The organism is Tatumella ptyseos (assembly GCF_030552895.1).
Lineage (GTDB): Bacteria > Pseudomonadota > Gammaproteobacteria > Enterobacterales > Enterobacteriaceae > Rosenbergiella > Rosenbergiella ptyseos_A.
This window is the reverse complement of the sequence record NZ_CP130649.1, coordinates 324,350-345,590: the sequence shown is the minus strand read 5'-3', so window position 1 is coordinate 345,590 and position 21,241 is coordinate 324,350. Positions and strand designations below refer to the sequence as shown.

At 47.0% G+C, this 21,241-nt stretch carries 16 protein-coding genes; 6 read left to right on the top strand and 10 right to left on the bottom strand.

Annotation, left to right across the window (positions count from 1 at the left end; all coding sequences use genetic code 11):
* Position 1: 1 nt before the first annotated feature.
* Positions 2-274 carry a putative quinol monooxygenase gene (locus tag QJR74_RS01765; protein ID WP_304372910.1) on the bottom strand — a complete coding sequence of 91 codons (273 nt, stop codon included), beginning with the start codon at positions 272-274 and terminating at the stop codon, positions 2-4.
* Between the two features lie 80 nt (positions 275-354).
* Between QJR74_RS01765 and QJR74_RS01760 the strand changes: the two genes are divergently transcribed.
* On the top strand, positions 355-993 hold the full coding sequence (locus tag QJR74_RS01760) for a glutathione S-transferase family protein (protein WP_304372909.1): 639 nt from the start codon (positions 355-357) through the stop codon (positions 991-993).
* Here the strand turns inward: QJR74_RS01760 and QJR74_RS01755 are convergent.
* A complete protein-coding gene (locus QJR74_RS01755; protein ID WP_304372908.1) occupies positions 982-1,404 on the bottom strand; it encodes a GNAT family N-acetyltransferase in 423 nt (140 codons plus the stop codon). The genes QJR74_RS01760 and QJR74_RS01755 overlap by 12 nt on opposite strands.
* A 169-nt stretch (positions 1,405-1,573) precedes the next feature.
* On the opposite strand from QJR74_RS01755, the gene QJR74_RS01750 reads away from it, so the two are divergent.
* Complete coding sequence (locus tag QJR74_RS01750; protein ID WP_304372907.1) at positions 1,574-3,034, top strand: peptide MFS transporter; 1,461 nt, start codon at positions 1,574-1,576, stop codon at positions 3,032-3,034.
* A 44-nt stretch (positions 3,035-3,078) separates the two neighbouring features.
* Here the strand turns inward: QJR74_RS01750 and QJR74_RS01745 are convergent, their stop codons facing one another.
* The 6 genes from QJR74_RS01745 to QJR74_RS01720 form a co-directional block, all read right to left on the bottom strand.
* On the bottom strand, positions 3,079-4,542 hold the full coding sequence (locus QJR74_RS01745) for an MdtP family multidrug efflux transporter outer membrane subunit (RefSeq protein WP_304372906.1): 1,464 nt from the start codon (positions 4,540-4,542) through the stop codon (positions 3,079-3,081).
* Positions 4,532-6,454 (bottom strand): FUSC family protein, encoded by a 1,923-nt coding sequence (locus tag QJR74_RS01740; protein WP_304372905.1) that lies wholly within the window; start codon positions 6,452-6,454, stop codon positions 4,532-4,534. The genes QJR74_RS01745 and QJR74_RS01740 overlap by 11 nt, the downstream gene beginning before the upstream one ends.
* Positions 6,451-7,491: a multidrug transporter subunit MdtN gene (gene mdtN / locus QJR74_RS01735; RefSeq protein WP_304372904.1), complete on the bottom strand. Its 1,041-nt coding sequence runs from the start codon at positions 7,489-7,491 to the stop codon at positions 6,451-6,453. Before mdtN ends, QJR74_RS01740 begins: the two co-directional genes overlap by 4 nt.
* 6 nt (positions 7,492-7,497) lie before the next feature.
* On the bottom strand, positions 7,498-7,746 hold the full coding sequence (locus QJR74_RS01730; protein WP_304373936.1) for a YtcA family lipoprotein: 249 nt from the start codon (positions 7,744-7,746) through the stop codon (positions 7,498-7,500).
* Between the two features lie 330 nt (positions 7,747-8,076).
* On the bottom strand, positions 8,077-10,701 hold the full coding sequence (gene tssH / locus QJR74_RS01725; protein ID WP_304372903.1) for a type VI secretion system ATPase TssH: 2,625 nt from the start codon (positions 10,699-10,701) through the stop codon (positions 8,077-8,079).
* A 487-nt stretch (positions 10,702-11,188) separates the two neighbouring features.
* Positions 11,189-11,719 (bottom strand): single-stranded DNA-binding protein, encoded by a 531-nt coding sequence (locus QJR74_RS01720; protein ID WP_099825125.1) that lies wholly within the window; start codon positions 11,717-11,719, stop codon positions 11,189-11,191.
* A gap of 224 nt (positions 11,720-11,943) precedes the next feature.
* Here QJR74_RS01720 and uvrA point away from each other — a divergent pair, with 224 nt between their 5' ends.
* Positions 11,944-14,772 carry an excinuclease ABC subunit UvrA gene (gene uvrA, locus QJR74_RS01715; protein ID WP_304372902.1) on the top strand — a complete coding sequence of 943 codons (2,829 nt, stop codon included), beginning with the start codon at positions 11,944-11,946 and terminating at the stop codon, positions 14,770-14,772.
* A 54-nt stretch (positions 14,773-14,826) separates the two neighbouring features.
* The gene (locus tag QJR74_RS01710; protein WP_304372901.1) at positions 14,827-15,879 is read left to right on the top strand and encodes an NAD(P)-dependent alcohol dehydrogenase; all 1,053 of its coding nucleotides are present in this window, start codon (positions 14,827-14,829) and stop codon (positions 15,877-15,879) included.
* A gap of 38 nt (positions 15,880-15,917) precedes the next feature.
* Here the strand turns inward: QJR74_RS01710 and QJR74_RS01705 are convergent, their stop codons facing one another.
* Positions 15,918-16,340 (bottom strand): secondary thiamine-phosphate synthase enzyme YjbQ, encoded by a 423-nt coding sequence (locus QJR74_RS01705; protein WP_304372900.1) that lies wholly within the window; start codon positions 16,338-16,340, stop codon positions 15,918-15,920.
* Positions 16,341-16,625: 285 nt separating this feature from the next.
* On the opposite strand from QJR74_RS01705, the gene fhuE reads away from it, so the two are divergent.
* Together fhuE and QJR74_RS01695 are read left to right on the top strand one after the other, a co-directional pair.
* Entirely contained in the window at positions 16,626-18,797 is a 2,172-nt protein-coding gene (gene fhuE, locus QJR74_RS01700; RefSeq protein ID WP_304372899.1) for a ferric-rhodotorulic acid/ferric-coprogen receptor FhuE, read from the top strand.
* A 72-nt stretch (positions 18,798-18,869) separates the two neighbouring features.
* Entirely contained in the window at positions 18,870-19,976 is a 1,107-nt protein-coding gene (locus QJR74_RS01695) for a YncE family protein (protein ID WP_304372898.1), read from the top strand.
* Positions 19,977-20,012: 36 nt separating this feature from the next.
* On the opposite strand, the gene QJR74_RS01690 is transcribed toward QJR74_RS01695, so the two are convergent.
* Positions 20,013-21,197, bottom strand: coding sequence for an amino acid aminotransferase (locus QJR74_RS01690; RefSeq protein ID WP_304372897.1), 1,185 nt, complete (start codon positions 21,195-21,197; stop codon positions 20,013-20,015).
* Positions 21,198-21,241: the final 44 nt, after the last annotated feature.

Below are 21,241 nucleotides of genomic sequence, written 5' to 3'. Positions count from 1 at the left end.
TCTAGCCCTCGCTAAGGGTGTAATCTCGCACGATACCGACAGTCTTACGACCCCATAGTGAATCGGCCACACGTTGCTGATGCGACGCGAAGGCTTCCCTGTCGGTAAATGATTCCTCTACCCGCCAGACTAACGGGTCAGCGGTTTGGGTGACAGTAAAGGATAAGCAACCTGCTTCAGCTCGCGACAGCTGCTGGTGTTCAGGAAGATAATGACTGACCGTTTGTGACTCTTCGAGAGTGCGACAGCGTAAAAAACCTTGCAAGATAATCATCTGTTTTACTTTACCTAGTGCCCTGAAACTTCTACGTTAAGAGAAATCCCGTAAAAAGGCTATAGCTCTGGAGGCGAAATATGTTGCAGGTGTGGGGAAGAGAAACCTCTTCAAATGTCCAAGCCGTCATGTGGTGTATTGGAGAATTGGGGCTTGATTATCAACGTTACGATTATGGGCACCATTTTGGCGGATTGGATAGTGACGCATTCTATCGACTGAATCCCAATCGAACCATCCCGGTATTACAGGATGATAACCATCCTCCGCTATGGGAAAGTGGGGCAATCCTCCGCTACTTAGCATGCCGCTATGCTCCTGATACGTTTTGGCCTAAGGATATTTATGCTCGCTGTGAAGTCGATCGATGGGCAGAGTGGGCAAAAGTGAGTGTCACATCACTCTTCACTCAACCCATTTTTTGGCAATTGGTGCGCACTCCAGCTGAGGATCGCGATCTTACCGCGATCCAACAGGCGATTGCTCGATTTGAAGATAAGTTAGCCATTGCTGAGCAACAACTTAGTCAATTGCCATTCTTAGCCGGTGAGCACTTCAGCCTGGCCGATATTCAGTTTGGCCACCTACTCTATCGTTACTATCAGTTAGGTATTGGCCAACAAGATTTTCCAAGCCTCGAAGCATACTACCATCGACTCACCCAACGCCCAGCTTATCAACGACATGTGATGGTGAGTTATCAATCCCTACAAGTCTAACACTTTACGTAAGTAGTGACGTTGCATGCCGACTTTAGGGAAGTCTTCCAATGTCATGACCGTCTGATAACCAAGTTTTGTGTAGAACAGGGGCGCTTGAAAGCTAAAGGTATCGACTAAGCTTAAGTTACACCCCTGTTGCTGAGCGTGGTTTTCTGCCTGCTGTATCAGCTTACCGCCCACACCTTTCCCCCGTATCGATTCGTCTACCCATAGATAATCGATGCATAACCATTGACCTTTAATCGAGCCATTTAAACCGCCGAGCATCGCTCCCTGATCATCACGGCAGTACACCCCGAAGTGCCCCACTTCATGGGCCGGTAAAAAAGTGTGATTATAGCGGCGTAATCCAACAAATAACTCTTGTTGGTCAGTCGTATTAAGTGTCGGGGTAAGAATATATTGCATCGATAATCCTCACTTTATGGCTACAGTAATAAAAAATTACAGTTAAAGTCTCTAATACAAGTTATTCACAACGTTTTTTATCCTATTGACAGTTGTTACGATAGTTAAAAACTGGCAATTTCCCTTATCAGCTTTTTGGTTATAACGAAATGAGCATAAAGGGGTTAGGTTGGACGTTACACTTCAAAAACAGAATAAAATCGCTGGAGCGAACATTCTTTGCTTCGTACAGATCTTTTCCACTATGGGGTTTGCCGTACTCTATTCTTCGTTGGTGCTTTATGCCACCAAGAAATTAGGTTTTAGTGAGCACTCTGCCAACGCCATTATGGGGATTTTTGGTGCATTTAATTACGGTTTACACCTTTTTGGTGGTTACCTTGGCGGACGTTTTTTAAGTAATCGTAATTTGTTTGTCATCGGTATGGTGTTACAGGTGATAGGGTGTTATCTGCTATCGAGCGCCAATATGGATGGTCTATATTGGGGGCTAGCTCTGTTTTTAACTGGTAGTGGTCTCAATGTTACCTGCATCAATATGATGTTGACTCAACGTTTTACCCCAAATGATCCCCGCCGAGAGTCAGCTTTCCTATGGAATTATGCTGGCATGAATTTGGGCTTTTTTATGGGCTTTACCGCTGCCGGATATTTCCAGTTAAGCTTGGATTATCATCATCTTTTTTTATTCGCGACCTTAGGTAACCTGCTTGCTATTGCCTTGACCGCTATTTTCTGGCGCCATTTAGCCGACCTCAACACTCCGCTTAGCCAATCATCTAAATCCGCCATGCTACAACGACTGGGCATCGGCTGTGTGATTCTCTTACTACTACTTCCTATCGTTAAAGTCATGCTAACCCATTCTGAAGTAAGTAGTTACTTCGTTTTAGGATTAGGTACTTTAGTATTTATCGCGCTTTGTGTCATTACGGGGCGGCACAAAGTCCTAGCAGAACGTTCTAGAATGATTGCCTATTTAATCTTGACCCTAGGATCATTAGTATTTTGGTCGCTTTACCAACTGGCTCCGATGGGATTAATGTTATTCGCAGAAAATAATCTTAATTTACAACTATTTGGCTGGCATATCGCGCCACAGTGGATACAAGATATCAATACCATTGTGATTGTTTTAGGCGGCCCGCTTATTGCGTTATTGTTCAAACGACTCCGAGCGCGTGGATTAACAGTCGATATTCCGAGTCAATTCGCCGCCTCGTTACTCTTTATGGGTGGAGGTATGTTAGTACTTCCTATCGGTATTAGTCTTGCTGGTAGCGATGGGCTAGTCGGTTTCCAATGGATATTTTGGAGTTACTTGCTACAGAGTATCGGAGAATTACTTATCTCTCCTATCGGTTATGCAATGATTGGTCGCCTCGCTCCGCAACAATATCAAGGTTTGTTGATGGGCTCGTGGATGATGATCTCTGGTATTGCCTCAATCCTTGCGGGCTATTTGTCACAAGCAATGCCTACTGCACAGGGTTCCACTGCCGTCTTAACAAATCCAGGCTACAGCCACCTGTTTATTATACTGGCAGTCGCTTCAGGGCTGACAGCAGTAGTCCTCACTCTTTTAATCCCATTACTACGCCGCTTGATTGGTCCGGTACAGGCGGGTTAATCGGCATGACGTCCCTTGGCGACCTTAGGTTAGCTAAGGGACGACTAAGGCTTGCTCCCCATACCTAAAATAGCGGGTTGTTCAGCACGATACCCACCCCCTAATGCCTTGATTAATAGTAGGTCACAGCTTAGCTGCTGAGCATTCAGGTCAACCAATAGCAGCTGCTGGGTGAGTGTGGCTCGCTTGGCTTCCTGTGCCATATAAAGACTCGTCAATCCGCGTTGATAATGCGCTTGTACACTGTCGGTGGTGAGCTGCGCGGCAGCGACTTTCTGCTGCTGTAACAAGACTTGTTGGTTGAGATCATTCAATTGTTGTGAGGTGATCGCGACATCCCTTACCGCATCTAATACCGCTTGGTTATACTGTTTGATGAGGATATTACTCGCGGTGCGCGTTGAGCGGAGTGCTGCATTTAACCTCCCCCCATCAAATAGCGGTAAATAGAGCCCAGGTAGGATATTAAATTGTTGAAAAGAGCTTTTAAATAAATCACCAATACTCAGCGCGTTATAGCCCCAAAAGGCTTTAATATCCAAATGAGGATAAAACGCTGCTTTTGCAGCCTCTACACGGCTTAATGAAGCCTGAACAGTATGGCTCATCGCTTGCAAATCCGGTCTGCAGGCGAGCAAATCGAAAGAGAGCGACGCTGGTAGGCTTTGTTGTAATTGCGGCCAAGGTTGCGGTGCTATCACTAACGCTTGCTGAGCATTCATTCCTGTCAGTGCACGCAAATTTTCACGATCACGCATAATAGCGGTCTGCACGGCGATATGTTGCTGCTGGGCGCTGTACCATTCCGATTGTGCGGCAGCAATATTCACTTGGTCTTCAATACCACGCGCAGCACGCTGCTGATGGGCTTTAAGAGAGAATTCAGCAATCGCTTGCTGCTGAACTAATAATGCCTCGCGCCGGTAATTCGCCTGCAGCGAAAAATAGAGTTGCGCAATACTGGACGCTAAATCTAGCTGTATCGCTGCTGTCTGTGCTAATTGCGCGTTTTGTTCCCCCATCGCAGCCGCTACTCCCGCACGATTGGCGCCCCACAAATCGATATTCAGATCAGCCCCCACCCCAACGGTACTAAGGGTGTACCATGGCCCACGCTTATCCGTGGGCAGAGAGATCGAATAAGGCCACGTCGTCTGTCGATCTGTGACTCTCATAGTGTTCTGAGCGGCTATACCCGTTGCCTGAATACCCAATGTCGATTGGGCGACCTCAACTGAAGATTGCGATTGCTGTATCCGCAGTTTAGCCGCTTGAAACGTTGGCGAATTCGCCAAGCCTAAGACAATGAGGCTTGAGAGCTGTTGATCGTGATAAGCCTCCCACCAGCGGGCTTGCGGCCATCCACTATTCGCGAGATGAATAACCTGAGACAATTGCGCCTGCTGCGCCGGTAACTGGTCTACCTGCGGCGGTTCATCATGAATTAAGGCGCAACCGTTGAGCAGTAGCATGATGCAGGCTAATGAAAATCTTTTTTTAAGCGCCATGTCTCACTTCCTGGGATAGCTGAAAAGCGGTTAGCCGATGTAAAGCTTGACTGAGTTCGGTGGCATAAGGGTTATGGCGAGTGGGAGCAGGAAGCGCTATAACAGGCAAATCTCCCCCTTGCATAAGATGGTCCGCATAAGCGTCTAACCAGCGGGATGCCTGAGCCAGAAAAGGGTCCTCACACTCAGCATAATGGCCATAACCCGTGGCGAGAATGGTGAGCTGTTGGGCAAGGTAAAGACTTTGGTCGACAGGCCATCGTGCCGCATCCCGATAGGGGTGAGTAATACTCCCCAATGGCTCAGCCTGCAGTCGTGTCGCCAGCACACTGACCTGTTCAATCGATTGGTAAACCGGTAAGGGCGTAGCCTGCTGTGCGGGGGCGGCAAAATAACCCGCAACTTGATGGTAGAGCGTCGCCATCCCTCTTCTTACCCTCGGGGCATCGCTGTCCGGCCACAAATAGAGGTAGACAATGGAGGCGATTATGACCCCCAGGACAATGCCAATCATTCGGTCGCGTAACTCAGTTAGATTACTCATCGGGCCAAACCCTGACAGGAATAGTAGCGCAAAGGTAAAGCCTAATTGAATTCCAGCATAAGCGATGCGTTCGCTACCTGCAGCTAACCAAGCCGACAGTGCGAAGACCGGTAAACACATGATTATCAGTCCAACAACCGTATCAAGATGAGGTTGGATAAAGACCATGCAGAATACGGCCGCTGCCGCCGCGGCAAACGCGCCAACAATACGCAAACCTGCCTTTTGATAGGTTGCGCCCAATCCCGGTTGAGCGACAATGACACAACTCAACATGATGGTATGTACGCCCTGCCAGGCGGTCGCTGTATAGAACAAGTAACAGAAAAGACTAGCCAATAATGTCTTCAGTGCAAATTGTAAATAAACCGGATTACGCCATGCATCGGGAGCCATTAAGGGTGGCTTTTGACTCTCACCAGGCGGTGCCGAGATTAACTTTCCGTCAGTCAGACGATGACATAGCCTAGTCATTTCGGCGAGTAAGGGATCCTCTGCGGCCACTACCCCTAAGCTACTGGGGACCGACACTTGTCGCTGACGCGTACGCTCTGCCAGTTGACGCAGGTAATGGGCGAGCACGATAGCGTTTTCTGAATCATTCTTATCAGGATTTAGTCGGTAACTCTCTGCCAACTCCAAACACTTCAAAGCCATATTTGATAGTGAGCACCAACTTTCTTTATTTTGTTGGAAACCGCTGTTGGTTAAGCAAGCAAGTTTATAGAGCGTTTGAATGTCGCTAAGATGCTGAGTAATAATCAAGCCTGCCTGCCCGGTCAGTACTTGAGTAGGCGCGAGTCTCTCGGCTGCCTGTTCATAAAGTTCTGCCACCTGTTGAGCAAACTGGTAGTGCGGATAGGCTTGAATAAAGCAAGCATTCACTAACACCGTAACCCCTATGGCAAGGACCATGGACATCCATAGCCATAAAATAAGCCGAACGATAATTTCACTTTCACCAGTCATAGAGGGGAAAGTTTGCGCATAGATCAGGACTAAGGCGACGACAAAGAAGGCTAAGCCTAACTTCCCCAGTACTCGCATAAAAAACATCGCCCAAAAAAAGAGAAATAGCGACGCCACTAGGCGAATTAACGGAAAATCGTAAGTGTACTTGATGATGAGCAACATCCCCCCCAAAGCCAACAGCGCGACCACAATAAAACCCAGCCCAATACCAGCGGTGAGGACGACATTTTTTTGTGTGACATAAAAAACCACGATGATCGCGACAGCGAGAAACGGTATCTGAAAGCTCAGGAAGAGTAATGTCATGAGTAGGCAGGAGAGCGTCAGCCGTAGTGCAGCGTGACAACGTTCGGTGGAAACCTGACGGGCTTCTGCTAACCATGACCGCACACTCATTGATGAGATCCCTTAATTTCCAAGGTCGCCGTCGCCGAAGCACCTAGGCGAAATAAGCGAGGATCGGCATCGGTTACGGTGATTTTCACCGGAAAACGTTGAGAAACATGCACCCAATTAATACTTTTCTGAATAACCGGCAAGCCTTCAATCACGCTATCACCACTGGCAAGCACGCCTGCGCCGACTGAGTCGACATGTCCCGAAAAGACGCGGTGGTGGTCAGTCATTACGCGAAGCGTTGCCGCCGTGCCGGGATGGATATCATTGAGATCGGTTTCCCTGAAATTCGCCACCACATACCAGTGTTCACTATCAATCAATGTAAAGATAGGTTTTATCGCCGAGGCAAATTGACCGACCGTCGTTTTTAATGCCACCACCGTACCCGAGAACGGCGCTTTGACTTCAGTACGCTCAAGGTTAATGGTCGCTAAGGCTATCTGGGCAAGCGCCCCTTCGCGTTGTGCCACCAGCGCATCCACGCCCGAAACCGCAGCTGTCGCTTGCTTAGCTTGGAGTAAGGTTGCATTCAGCTCTGCTCGCGCAGCTTTTTCAGCGGTACGTGCTTGGTCGAGTTCCTCCTGTGAAGCAAAACCTTGTGGGACCAGCGGTTCAAGCCGCTGACGGGACGAGGTCGTTTGCTGGACTAAGGCTTGTGCCCTTGCAACCGCCGCATTTACAGACTGCGCATTGTACTCTTGAGCTTTGACCGTTCGCCCAGTGAGGCGAATTTGGGCATCTAAGGCCGCTAGCCGCGACTGCGCATCCAGTAGCATTGCCCGATATTGTCGGTCATCGATTTTGAACAGAAGATCGCCTTTTTTTACTCGCTGATTATCCCGAATAGGCATCTCAACGATTTGACCACTCACCTCCGGCACCACATCGATGGTATCCGCATAGACATAGGCATCATTGGTCTGTGGGGAGGTTTGTAGATAGGCAATCACGCCAATCAACGCCACAATCGCCACACAGACCACCACTAATAGTGGCCATTTTCGTCGAATAAAAGCGGTGTTCGATGTTGCCATGATGACTCAACCTATAAAGAAAAGTAGCCATACAATGACGGCATAGATAAACATTAAGGCCAGATAACTGATGACCAGCGGTGAGAATAGGCGTAGCCACCCTCGGCGTACGAACAGAAAATGAGTGGGAATTAAGAGTAATGCACCGGTAAGACTACAAAACAACCAGGCAGGAAACGTCGCCCCCAACACTGGAATTGCAGGCGAAAGTGTGCAGCCAGTCAGTAACCCAGCGAACATTAAAAGCAGAGGCATTTTCCATTGAGCGCGCAGCCACACAATCGTTACTCCCTTAACCATTAGGAAGATTGATTGTTAACTTTTTTTGGTGAGATTGGAAGTAAAAGCACGGCAGAATAAGCTGAGAATAGTGCTTAACCGAATATAAAACGACTAAGCAAAACTGGGGGAGAAGGACAACGACGATAAGGGTATTACCTATTTAGTAGAATATAAAAAAATCATCACATAAAAATAAAGTAGTCAATGATACCACGACGTAATACTTTATTTTTATTAATGCTCCTTCACATATTGAGAATAAGGAATAAAAAATATCCTCTCCATATCACTACAATCTCTTTATTAATCATCGGGGTGATCACTGAAATAATAGTCGAATTCATCCTGATTAACACTAAGCCTTAAATAGCGATATTGTTTATTATCGCGGCGCGCAATTAATAACGTCTGGCTAATTTGAGGTAATAAGGTATTAGAGAGAATCGCATCAACCATTCTTCCCCCCGATTCCACTTCCGTACAACGTTTAACGATCTGTGTGACCACGCTGTCGTCGATATCGGTAACAATATGGTGATTATCATATAAACGCTGTTGAATACGCGCTAATTGTAGACGGGCAATTTCGCCGAGCATTTGATCAGTCAAAGGATAATAGGGAACGACCAAGAGCCGCCCTAATAACGCGGGGGGAAAATAGTGTAATAGTGGACCACGTAAAGCGGCGGTTAGCACCTGCGTATCAGGTTGCAAGTCGGGATCGACGCACATTGTAGTGATCTGGTCCGTTCCCACATTAGAGGTCAAAATAATCAACGTATTCCGAAAATCGATAGTTCTCCCTTCACCATCTTCCATCCAACCTTTATCAAATACTTGAAAAAAGATTTCGTGAATATCTGGATGTGCTTTTTCGATCTCGTCGAGCAACACTACGCTATACGGACGACGACGAACGGCTTCGGTTAAGACCCCGCCTTCACCATAGCCGACATAACCCGGCGGTGCCCCCTTTAAGGTTGATACACTGTGAGCCTCTTGGAACTCACTCATATTAATGGTAATGACATTTTGATCACCACCATATAGCGATTCGGCTAATGCCAACGCAGTTTCCGTTTTCCCTACACCGGATGGCCCACACAGCATAAAAACCCCCACTGGCTTACAGGGATCATCAAGGCTCGCACGTGAAGTTAGGATACGCTTGGCGATAAGATCTACTCCATGGCGTTGGCCAATTACTCGTTGATTGAGGGTATCCGCGAGATTTAATACCGCATCGATTTCATTTTTAACCATGCGCCCTAAGGGAATACCGGTCCACTCTGCTACCACTGTCGCAACAATATTTTTATCGACGGCGGTGAACAATAGAGGGGCTTCCCCCTGTAAGGTGCTAAGTTGCTGCTGGATCGCCAAAAGTTGCTGATGTGTGACGGTTTCACTCTCTGAGTTTTCTTGATTACGCTGCGCTCGCAATGCAATGATCTGACTCACTAAGGTTTTCTCTTGCTGCCAGCGTGACGTTAGCTCCTCACGCTCGATCAGCTGTGCCTTTAATCGTTTTTCTAATTCTTCAATACGCTGAGTTTCCCCTAGCCTAAGCCGTGCTTCCCGTTTAGCTATCGCTATTTCAATTTCCAGAGCGGTTATCTGCTGACGACAACTATCGAGTTGTGCAGGAGAAGCACTTTGACTGACCGCGACTCGAGCGCAGGCAGTATCCAATAGGGCAACCGCTTTATCGGGCAGTTGCTGCGCAGGAATATAGCGACTTGCAAGGTTAACCGCTGCTGAAACCGCTTCATCAACGATTAGAACTTGGTGATGGGTTTCTAACGCCGATACCGTGCTGCGTAGCATCAGTACCGCTTTACTTTCATCCGGTTCAAGAACCTGAATCGGTTGAAAACGACGGGTCAGAGCAGGGTCTTTTTCAATATATTTTTTATACTCTACCCAAGTCGTTGCACCAATCGTCCGCAGTTGGCCTCTTGCTAATGCAGGCTTTAGTAAATTAGCCGCATCCCCCGTTCCTTGCTGTCCCCCCGCACCCACTAAGGTATGGATTTCATCGATAAATAAAATAATAGGCGTGGGACTAGATTGCACTGCGTGGATCAAAGAGTGCAAACGTGCTTCGAACACCCCTTTCGTCCCTGCGCCAGCTTGTAATTGACCGATATCGATCAACCATAACTGAACGTTTTGTAAGGGTTCAGGTACATCACCCACGACAATACGGAATGCGAAGCCTTCTACGACTGCCGTCTTTCCTACACCAGCCTCACCGGTGAGTAAGGGATTATTTTGTCGGCGCCGCATTAAAATATCGATCAGTTGGCGGATCTCCTCATCGCGCCCGACAACCGGATCCATTTTTCCATCGCGCGCACGCTGCGTCAGATCTTCTCCATATTGAGTCAAGATTTGCGATGCTGCGGGAATACTGACTTGGGATACTGGCTCGATCGCGCCCCACATTGCTTCGTTGCTCTGTGATACGATCGCGTCGAATTGTTCAATTAAACGTTCTACATTAATACACGCGAATTGCGCTGAGATCCCTTTTAAAACAGTAGCCAGATTCCAGGTTTTTAGGATCCCGATCAGTAAATGCCCAGAACGTAATCGATCCACGCCAAATATTAGCGATCCCACTCCCCAAGCACGTTCTACCGCACTATCGATATGCTCCGATAAGTCACAGACTGAACTCGCACCATGGGGTAAAGCATCTAACGCAGTAATAATATCGCGCGCTAATCCGGCCTCATCGATAGAGAAGTAATGAATAATCTGTTGTAGATCGCCTCCTTGCTGTTGCATCAGTTGATGCAACCAATGCACTAGCTCTACGTAGGGATTGCCGCGCTGCTGGCAAAAAGCCGTTGCGCGCTCTAGCGAGGAAAAAAGTAAGGGTTCCAGTTTGCCGAAAAGAACGGCTCGACTAATTTCTGACATATTCAGTTCCGTTGATAGTTGTCGTTTAGAAGTGACAGTGACGTATTCTCTCTATGAGATTTTGGAACGGTAATACAAGACGCATAGCGACTGCTTTTCGCCGTCCGTTTTGTATATTAAGAAAAATTCTTATTGTTCTACCATCTATTATTTTTTAATACGTATCGAATATTATTAATAATTTATATCGAGTTACTCACTTTAAATGGAAATTAATACTCTATTCAATTTATTAATATAATCTAATGATTAATAATGTATAAAAATATTGGGTAAACTGACATGGTTATAAAAATAAGACAATCAGAATGGATTGATGAAAAAATAACTTACTCGAAATTAGTAAATTAATTGAATAGTGCATTTCTAAATAATAGTAAACTAATTCAGTGACTCGCCTACTTCATTTAAGCGTAGTGAATACTGGTATAAAATAATAAAAAAAACCCTCGTATGATGAGGGTTAGTTAGGCAATCAATGGAATTTTTAGAACGGAATATCGTCATCAAAATCCATGGGTGGCTCGTTGCCGCCAGCAGGCGCTTTAGGCGACTGTGGAGCTTGTCCACCACCACTAAATTGCGCGCCAGAAGATTGTGGCTGTTGTGGCTGCCCCCAACCATTATTATTGTTTGGTGCACCGCCGCCTTGAGGAGCGTTGTTACCTTGACGGCCACCTAACATTTGCATGGTGCCACCGACATTAACAACGACTTCAGTGGTGTAGCGATCTTGACCACCTTGGTCTTGCCATTTGCGGGTACGCAGCTGCCCTTCGATATAAACTTGAGAGCCTTTACGCAGGTATTCCCCTGCAACTTCCGCTAATTTTCCGAACAGCACAACACGGTGCCATTCAGTAATTTCTTTATTTTCACCGGTTTGCTTATCACGCCAGCTTTCAGAGGTTGCCAGCGTAATGTTTGTCACAGCTCCTCCATTTGGCATATACCGGACTTCTGGATCTTGACCCAAATTACCGACAAGAATCACTTTGTTTACGCCGCGACTGGCCATTGCACTCTCTCCTGATGAAAAATTACACAGATACTATCTAACGGATGATAGCACGTCACGCCTTAAGTTGGGTAGTTTAGAGCAACTGCACAAAGGTAATCACTATAGCAAAAAGTACTGGATATTTATTCAGGTTATTTTTTGTGCCATACTATAGAGTCTGCTTGAAATCGATGCAGAGCGATGTCATCTCAGCGTATAGGCAATCAAATTGGGAAATGTGAATGGATAAGATCGAAGTACGGGGTGCACGAACCCATAATTTAAAAAACATCAACCTCACCATCCCCCGTGACAAGCTAGTGGTCGTCACTGGTCTTTCTGGATCAGGTAAATCCTCGCTGGCTTTTGATACCCTTTACGCCGAAGGGCAGCGACGCTATGTCGAATCTTTATCGGCTTACGCACGGCAGTTTCTTTCGTTGATGGAAAAACCAGATGTCGATCACATTGAGGGACTTTCACCTGCTATTTCAATTGAGCAGAAATCGACTTCCCATAACCCACGCTCAACCGTGGGGACCATCACAGAAATCCATGACTACTTGCGTCTTTTATTTGCGCGAGTCGGTGAGCCGCGCTGTCCTACCCACCACCAGCCGCTGGCCGCACAAACCGTCAGTCAGATGGTTGATCAGGTGTTGAAACAACCCGAAGGGCAGCGATTGATGCTACTTGCTCCGATTGTTAAAGATCGTAAGGGCGAGCATGTTAAAACCTTAGAAAGCTTGGCTGCACAGGGCTATATCCGCGCACGGATCGATGGAGAAGTCTGTGATCTGTCTGATCCGCCAAAGCTTGAGCTACAGAAAAAACATAGTATTGAAGTCGTGGTGGATCGTTTTAAAGTCCGCGACGACATTGGTACTCGCTTAGCGGAATCATTCGAAACGACCCTCGCCCTATCGGGGGGTACGGCAATCGTTGCCGATATGGATGATGACAAGGCGGAAGAGTTACTGTTCTCCGCTAACTTCGCGTGTCCGGTATGTGGTTACAGTATGCGCGAACTGGAGCCGCGCCTGTTTTCATTCAACAATCCAGCTGGAGCTTGCCAGACCTGTGATGGACTTGGCGTACAACAATATTTTGATCCAGAACGTGTGATTCAAAACCGCGAGATTTCTTTAGCGAATGGCGCTATCCGCGGTTGGGACCGTCGAAACTTCTATTATTATCAGATGTTACGTTCGCTCAGCGACCATTATAAATTCGATATTGAAGCGCCTTTTGAATCGCTCAGTGCAGAGACACAGAAGATCATCCTTTATGGTTCGGGCAAGACGAATATCGAATTCAAATATGTGAATGATCGAGGCGATACCTCAGTACGACGTCACCCCTTTGAAGGGGTACTCCATAATATGGAGCGTCGCTATAAAGAAACGGAATCAAACGCCGTCCGCGAAGAACTAGCGAAATTTATCAGTAATTGTGCTTGCAGCAGTTGCCACGGTACGCGCTTAAGAGAAGAGGCTCGTAACGTTTTCGTGGCAGAAAATACGCTACCCGAAATTTCAGAGATGAGCATTGGCCATGCCAGTGAGTTTTTCGAGCATCTCGCCCTCAGCGGTCAGAAAGCGCAAATAGCGGAAAAAATCTTGAAAGAGATCCGTGAACGACTTGGCTTTTTAGTGAATGTAGGACTGAATTATTTATCCTTATCGCGTTCAGCTGAAACCCTTTCTGGGGGTGAAGCACAACGTATCCGTCTAGCCAGCCAAATTGGTGCAGGGCTAGTCGGGGTGATGTATGTCTTAGATGAACCCTCTATCGGACTACATCAACGCGATAACGAACGGCTTCTCAGTACCTTGATTCATCTGCGCGATCTGGGTAATACCGTGATTGTGGTTGAGCATGATGAAGATGCAATCCGTGCGGCCGATCATGTGATCGATATTGGTCCCGGCGCAGGTGTGCATGGTGGCTCGGTAGTGGCAGAAGGGAATGTTGATCAGATTATGGCCAACGAAGACTCCCTTACAGGCCAATACCTGAGTGGTAAAAAAGCCATCGAGGTACCGAAAGAACGTGCGAAAGCCGACCCGGAGAAAATGCTACGTATTGCAGGTGCTCGCGGTAATAACTTAAAAAATGTGACTCTTTCGTTACCGGTCGGTCTATTCACTTGCGTAACAGGTGTATCCGGCTCAGGTAAATCGACGTTAATTAACGATACGCTGTTTCCTATTGCGCAACGCCAACTGAACGGAGCAACGATCGCGGAACCAGCTCCTTACCATGAGGTTAAGGGTCTCGAACATTTCGATAAAGTTATCGATATTGACCAGAGCCCTATTGGTCGCACCCCACGTTCAAACCCAGCGACCTATACGGGTATTTTCACGCCAGTACGAGAGTTATTTGCCGGCGTCCCTGAGGCTCGTTCACGAGGCTACACCCCTGGCCGCTTTAGTTTTAACGTGAAAGGGGGACGCTGTGAAGCTTGCCAAGGTGATGGCGTCATTAAAGTTGAGATGCACTTTCTCCCTGATGTGTATGTTCCCTGTGATCAGTGCCAAGGAAAACGTTATAACCGCGAGACCTTGGAGATTAAATATAAAGGGAAAAATATCCACGAAGTGCTGGAGATGACCATCGAAGAAGCGAAAGACTTTTTTGAGGCAGTCCCTGCACTGGCACGTAAGTTGCAAACGCTCATTAGCGTCGGTCTTTCCTATATTCGCTTAGGGCAATCTGCAACAACCCTATCGGGCGGGGAAGCACAGCGGGTCAAGCTCTCACGCGAGTTGTCTAAACGCGGGACCGGACAAACGCTCTATATTTTGGATGAGCCGACAACGGGCTTACACTTTGAGGATATTCAACAATTACTGGTGGTATTACACCAGCTACGCGACCAAGGGAATACCATCGTGGTTATCGAACATAACTTGGACGTTGTTAAGACGGCGGACTGGATTGTCGACCTAGGTCCGGAGGGAGGCAGTGGCGGTGGTGAGATCCTTATTGCCGGATCGCCAGAGACGGTTGCGGAATGCGAGAAATCGCACACGGCTCGCTTCCTTAAACCGCTATTGACTAAGTAAGACTACCTGCCCAGAGATGCTGGGCAGATTTTCATTTCACTATGAGGAGTTATCATGGCAGAGATTCATGCTTATGCAGCACAGGATGAAAAATCCCCCCTTACCCCATTTGATTATTCATCTAGGGAAGTGCGCGATAACGACGTCAAAATTGAGATTTTATATTGCGGAGTTTGCCATTCAGACCTACATATGGCGCGTAATGAGTGGAAAAATACTCAATATCCGATCGTTCCAGGGCATGAAATCGTAGGCCGGATCGTCGAAGCGGGTCCATCAGCCAAAAAATTTAAGAAAGGTGATTTAGTGGGCGTCGGATGTATGGTCGACTCTTGTCGCACCTGCTCCAGCTGTGAAGAGGGTGAGGAAAACTATTGCGAGAATGGTTTCGTCGCCACTTACAACAGTCAGGACCGTCATTCAAAAGCCATTACTTATGGCGGCTATGCAACCGATATTGTTGTCGACCAAGATTTCGTGTTGAAAGTCCCTGAAAACTTAGATCCTGCCGGGGTCGCGCCACTACTTTGTGCAGGGGTAACCACCTACGCGCCGTTACGTCATTGGAAAGTGGGACCGGGCCAGAAAGTCGGAATTGTAGGCTTGGGTGGTCTGGGGCATATGGGCGTTAAACTCGCGCATGCAATGGGTGCTAAGGTTGTGCTCTTTACGACTTCGGCTTCGAAAATAGAAGATGGTAAGCGTCTAGGCGCTGATGAAGTCGTTATTTCTAAAGATGCCGAACAAATGGAGGCTCAGGTTAATAGCTTCGATTTAATCCTCAATACCGTAGCGGCTCAACACGACTTAACGCAATTTATCCGCTTGCTGAAACGTGATGGGCACTTAGCGCTAGTAGGCGTTCCCGAACACGACCATCCAGCTCCGAGCGTCGCGGAATTAGTCTTTAAACGCCGTACCGTCGGCGGCTCACTTATTGGTAGTATTGCGGAAACGCAAGAGATGCTCGATTTTTGTGGTGAACACAATATCACCGCGGATATTGAACTAATCAATATCGACCAAATTAATGATGCTTACGAGCGGATGTTGAAAAGCGATGTGAAGTATCGTTTTGTGATCGATAATAACTCATTAAGAAAGTAAGTCTTCACTTACCGTTCCCTGAACAGGGAACGGTATTCTTACATCGACTCACCTTGAATTGTCGCGATAATTCTACGCCCACCACCCTGAAATCGATGCTCGCCCAACCAAATACCTTGCCACGTTCCTAGCATCACTTTTCCACCTGAGATGGGTAACAGCAGTGACACACCAATAATTGATGATTTTATGTGAGCAGGCATATCATCCGCTCCTTCGTAATCATGCTGATAAGTCGCATTATCGGGTACCGTACGCAGGAAATGTTGTTCCATATCAGCCCTCACCGTTTGGTCGCAGTTTTCATTCAGCGTTAGGGAGGCGGAAGTGTGCTGAAGCAGTAAGTGTAATTGCCCTACTTTAACAGTAGTGATGTCAGGAATAGCCGATAATACCTCATCCGTCACCAGATGAAATCCACGTTGTTTCGCTTTCAACTGAATGGCTTTTTGTACCCACATAAACTTCTCCTTAATCTCTTTCACTTAAGTGTAGCAATCTCCCAAGGCCTAAGGTTAGCAAAGTTCGAATTCCCCTAGACCGTAACTATTTTTTTTCTTAACAAAAAAAATAATCAATCCTGTGAATAGCTTAGCAGTTACGTTCCCATACAAAATAATTTGAACTTAATTCAAGTATTGATAATGAAAATAATTATCACTATGATTCGCCATCGCTTGGTTATTAAGCGGTGCCACACAGCAGAAGTTCTTAACTGCCATTATAATTACAATTAGGTAAGACACATGACATCGCACTTTACACCATTAGGGAACAAGCGCTCTGCACTCTCTTTGCTTAGCGTAGCAATTGGGTTAGCCCTTACTTCGGGTTTAGCCTTCGCTGCAGATTCATCGACACAGACACTTACCGTCACCGGACAAGATCAAAACTCAACTGAGGGTTCAACCAGTCAAGAAGCTCATCGCTATACCGTGCCAATTACGCGTAGCGGTACAAAGATGAATCTGACTAACCGTGATATTCCGCAATCCGTAAGCGTGATCACCGAACAACGGATGAAAGACCAAGATTTGCGGACGCTTAATGATGTGTTAAAACAAAGCCCAGGTATCTCCTCGAATCAAAGCGATAGCGAGCGCTATTCTTATTTTGCTCGCGGCTTTTACATCAACAATTACAGCTACGACGATATTCCCGTCACCCAAACTGCGCCATGGAACTTCGGAGAAACCGATGACGATATGGCGAAATATCAACGGGTTGATATTATTCGTGGTGCAAGTGGATTGATGTCTGGTACAGGTAACCCGTCCGCAACCATCAACTTAATTCGTAAGAAAGCAGAAAGTAAAACCTTTACTGGGGATCTTAGCGCGAGCTACGGTAGCTGGAATAACCAACGTTATGTCGCCGATCTACAAGGGCCGCTGAATGAAAGTGGTACTTTACGGGGTCGATTTGTCAGTGGTTACCAAGACCAAGATAGCAATCTGGATCGCTATCATAAATCCTCTAAGTTCTTCTATGCCGATATCGCCGCAGACCTTACGGATAACACGACCTTAGACATTGGTTATGATTACCAAGAAAGAAATACGGGTAATCCGACCTGGGGTGGTTTACCAACGTGGTATACGAATGGCGATAAAACGCATTACAGCCGCAGTACCAACGCGGCGGCAGATTGGACCCACTACAATACGCTGGCACGTAGGCAGTTTGCGAATTTAGTTACCCGCTTCGACAATGGCTGGGAAACGCACATCAATGCGATGCATGGTGAGACACAGATGGATAGCCGCTTATTTTATTTAAGTGGTTTCCCGGATCAGAGCACTGGTATCGTACAATCTACCGGCTACGGCTATGCGGGGTGGTATAAGGGAATTCGTACGCAGACTGCCGTCGATGCTTTCGCTACCGGTCCGTTTAAGCTCTTTGGTCGTCAGCATCAACTTGTGGCGGGTGTTGATTATAGTCGTCAACGTAACCGCTACGATTATTCTAGTGCGATGTATACCCCTGAGCAGCTCGGAAATTACAACCAGTGGGACGGTAATATCCCACAACCGGATTGGCCAGCTTGGGCGCTTTCATCTAATGATACCATTCGTCAAAAATCCGGTTATGTTGCGGCACGTTTCTCATTAGCCGATCCTCTTTCGTTAGTCACGGGTATGCGCTATACGGAATACACCACCAACGGCAGCAGTGCCAACATGCAGAAAAATAATATTACCCCTTATGGTGGGTTGGTTTACGATATCACTGACTCACTGTCAGCTTACGCAAGTTATACCTCCATTTTCCAACCACAGACCTATCGTGACCGTACAGGACACTATCTGAAACCGGTGACGGGTAAGAATTACGAAACAGGGTTGAAAGCTGATTGGTTAGATAGCCGATTAACCTCTAGCTTATCGGTGTTCCGTATCGAGCAAACTAACCTCGGCCAAGAAATAGCAGGCCAATATGTAAATAACAGTAGCGAAACGGCTTACCGAACCGCAAGTGGGGTTGTCAGTCGTGGCATAGAGTTTGAGGTTAACGGCGCGGTAACTGATAATTTGAATATGACTTTCAGTGCATCACGCTACGTTGCGCAAGATAGCAGCAAAGATCGTATCAATCCTCAGCTGCCACAAACCCAGTTTAAATTATTCTCCAGCTATTTGGTGCCGGCTATGCCTGACCTAACTATCGGCGGTGGTATTACCTGGCAAAATGCGACCTACCAAGATGCGACCGGCCCTAATGGTAATACGGTACGCGTCGTTCGAGGCAGCTATCCGCTGGCAGATCTCTTTGCTCGCTATCAGCTAACACGTCAACTGTCAGTCCAAGCTAACGTGAAAAACCTCTTTAACCGCGATTACGACAGTAATTTAAGCGATTACGTGGTGTACGGTGAATCACGGAACTACTCCGTTAACCTTAACTACCATTTCTAACTTTTCAGAGGGGGCTAATGCCCCCTCTTTGCCCTTATCACTCGCTTGAAAGCGAGTAAATCAGGAGTAAAAATGTTTACAACCAGACGCTCGTCTTCCCCCTTTTTAATCAGTGCATTAACTATCGCGACCGTATTGATCAGTGGCTGCCAATCACACGCCCCTGCAAAAACGTCATTACAGCCTGCACCAAAACCGCCAACTGTGGCGACTTCTTCGGCAGTTCAGGAAAAAGCGATCGGTGAAGGGTTGTATGAGATGGCACTTTTTGGCCCTTCATCAACATTGTATGTCGCTAGTGCACAAAGCTTTAAGAATGATAACGGTGGCGTGCTTTATAAAGTCGACCCTACGACGCTTGAGATCACCGGAATGACCCACACCGATTTGAAAAATTTTGGAATGGTCAGTCAACCAGGTAACGACTATTTCTATACCACCAATTCATTGGATGGCACGGTCTCGAAAGTAGAAGTGAAGAGTGGCAAGGTGGTAAAACGCTTGGCACTGAGTAAGAAGAATAGTAAGGGTGAGACAGATGGTGCTCGCGAGCTACTCTGGGTAGGTAACGAGCTCTATGTGGGTGCTGTCGCTAACCCGGGTTACATTAGTGTTATTGACACACGTACCTTCACTGTAAAAACCCGTATTACCCATGCTGGAAAATGGGTTACTGGCTTACTTTACTCTCCTACCACTCAACGTATTTATGCCGGTAATGGAAGTGGCGAAATCTTAGTTATCAATCCTAAAAGCCACAAGATCGAAAAGCGTTGGACAACGGGTGAGAGCAAAACAAACCTGTTCCTCAACTTTGCTGAGGATCCCGCTACTCATAGACTTTTCGTGACGGATAATTCGCAAGGTAAAGCAACATATGTATTCGATGAGCTTACGGGTAAAGTGATCAAAAAAATCCCAGGAGATAGCTTAGGCATTAAGTTCAATGCACAGCGTAACGAGCTTTATATCACTCAGCGAGAATCTAAGCAGGTTCTGCGTGTCGATGCCACGAGCTACGCGGTGAAACAACAATGGCGCTTTGCCGGTGCGCCTAACAGTCTGCTGCTCTCCGATGATGGTAAAACGCTATTTGTTACAGTGAAGCAAGAATTAAATAAGGACTATTCCGCTAAAGGTCCAGATAGCTTGGTAAGCGTCGACCTCTCGGCCCAATGACCGCCATAAAAAAGGGCGCCTCAGGCGCCCTACTCTTTAGATCACTGCGGCCATGGCCGAGGCGACTTTCTCAATATTTTTTTGGTTTAATCCAGCCATACACATTCTTCCACTACCGATCAGATACACACCGAATTCTTCACGTAAGCGAACAACTTGTTCAGGGCTCAAACCTGTGTAGCTAAACATACCGCGTTGACGGGTTAAGAAGCTAAAATCTTTGCCAGGAATTTTTTGTTGTAATGCGCTGACTAGGGCTTCACGCATCGTCAAGATACGCAGGCGCATTGCCTCGAGTTCTGCTTTCCAATCTGCGAACAGCGCCGCATCTGTCAGAATAGTGGCAACTACTTTCGCACCAAACGCTGGCGGGCTGGAGTAGTTGCGGCGTACTGCTGCTTTCAATTGACCCAACACGCGATCAGCTTCTTCACTGCTGTCGCAAGCGACTGACAAGCCGCCAACCCGCTCTCCATAGAGTGAGAAAATTTTCGAGAATGAGTTACTGACAATAACCGGTAATCCTTGCTGAGCCGCTTGACGGATCGCATAACAATCCGCTTCCAGACCGGCACCAAAGCCTTGGTAAGCGATATCCATAAAAGGAATCAACTTACGAGCTTTAAGTAGAGCAATGGTTTCGTCCCATTGTGCCTCAGTCAGATCCGCACCCGTTGGATTGTGGCAACATGGATGCAATAAGATAATGCTCTGTTCTGGAAGACTTTTTAGCTTTTCAATAAAACCGTTAAAGTTAACACCTTGAGTCGCAGTATCGTACCAAGGGTAGGTATGAACTGGGAAACCTGCGCCATTAAAAATGGCAATATGGTTTTCCCAAGTGGGATCACTCACCCATACTTCGGATTCTGGAAAATAACGTTTCAGGAAATCAGCGCCGACTTTCAGTGCACCTGAGCCCCCTAAGGTTTGAATCGTCGCAATCTTTTCGGCATCGACTTCTGTACCGAAAAGCAATTGGCCTACCGCTTTACGGTAATTCGCCAAACCTTCCATCGGTAAATAGACCGAAGCTTCGTTAATGGACGATTGTAAACGCGTCTCAGCCTCAGCAACGGCGTTGAGCTGCGGGATAATACCTTGCTCGGTGTAGTACAGACCAATACTTAGGTTAACTTTTTCGTCGCGCGGATCTTGTTTGAATTTTTCCATTAGCGATAGGATTGGATCGCCAGCGTAAGCATCAACATTCTGAAACACAGTAGAAATCTCCATCAGGGGGCTAAATACGATAAGCGCCTTGG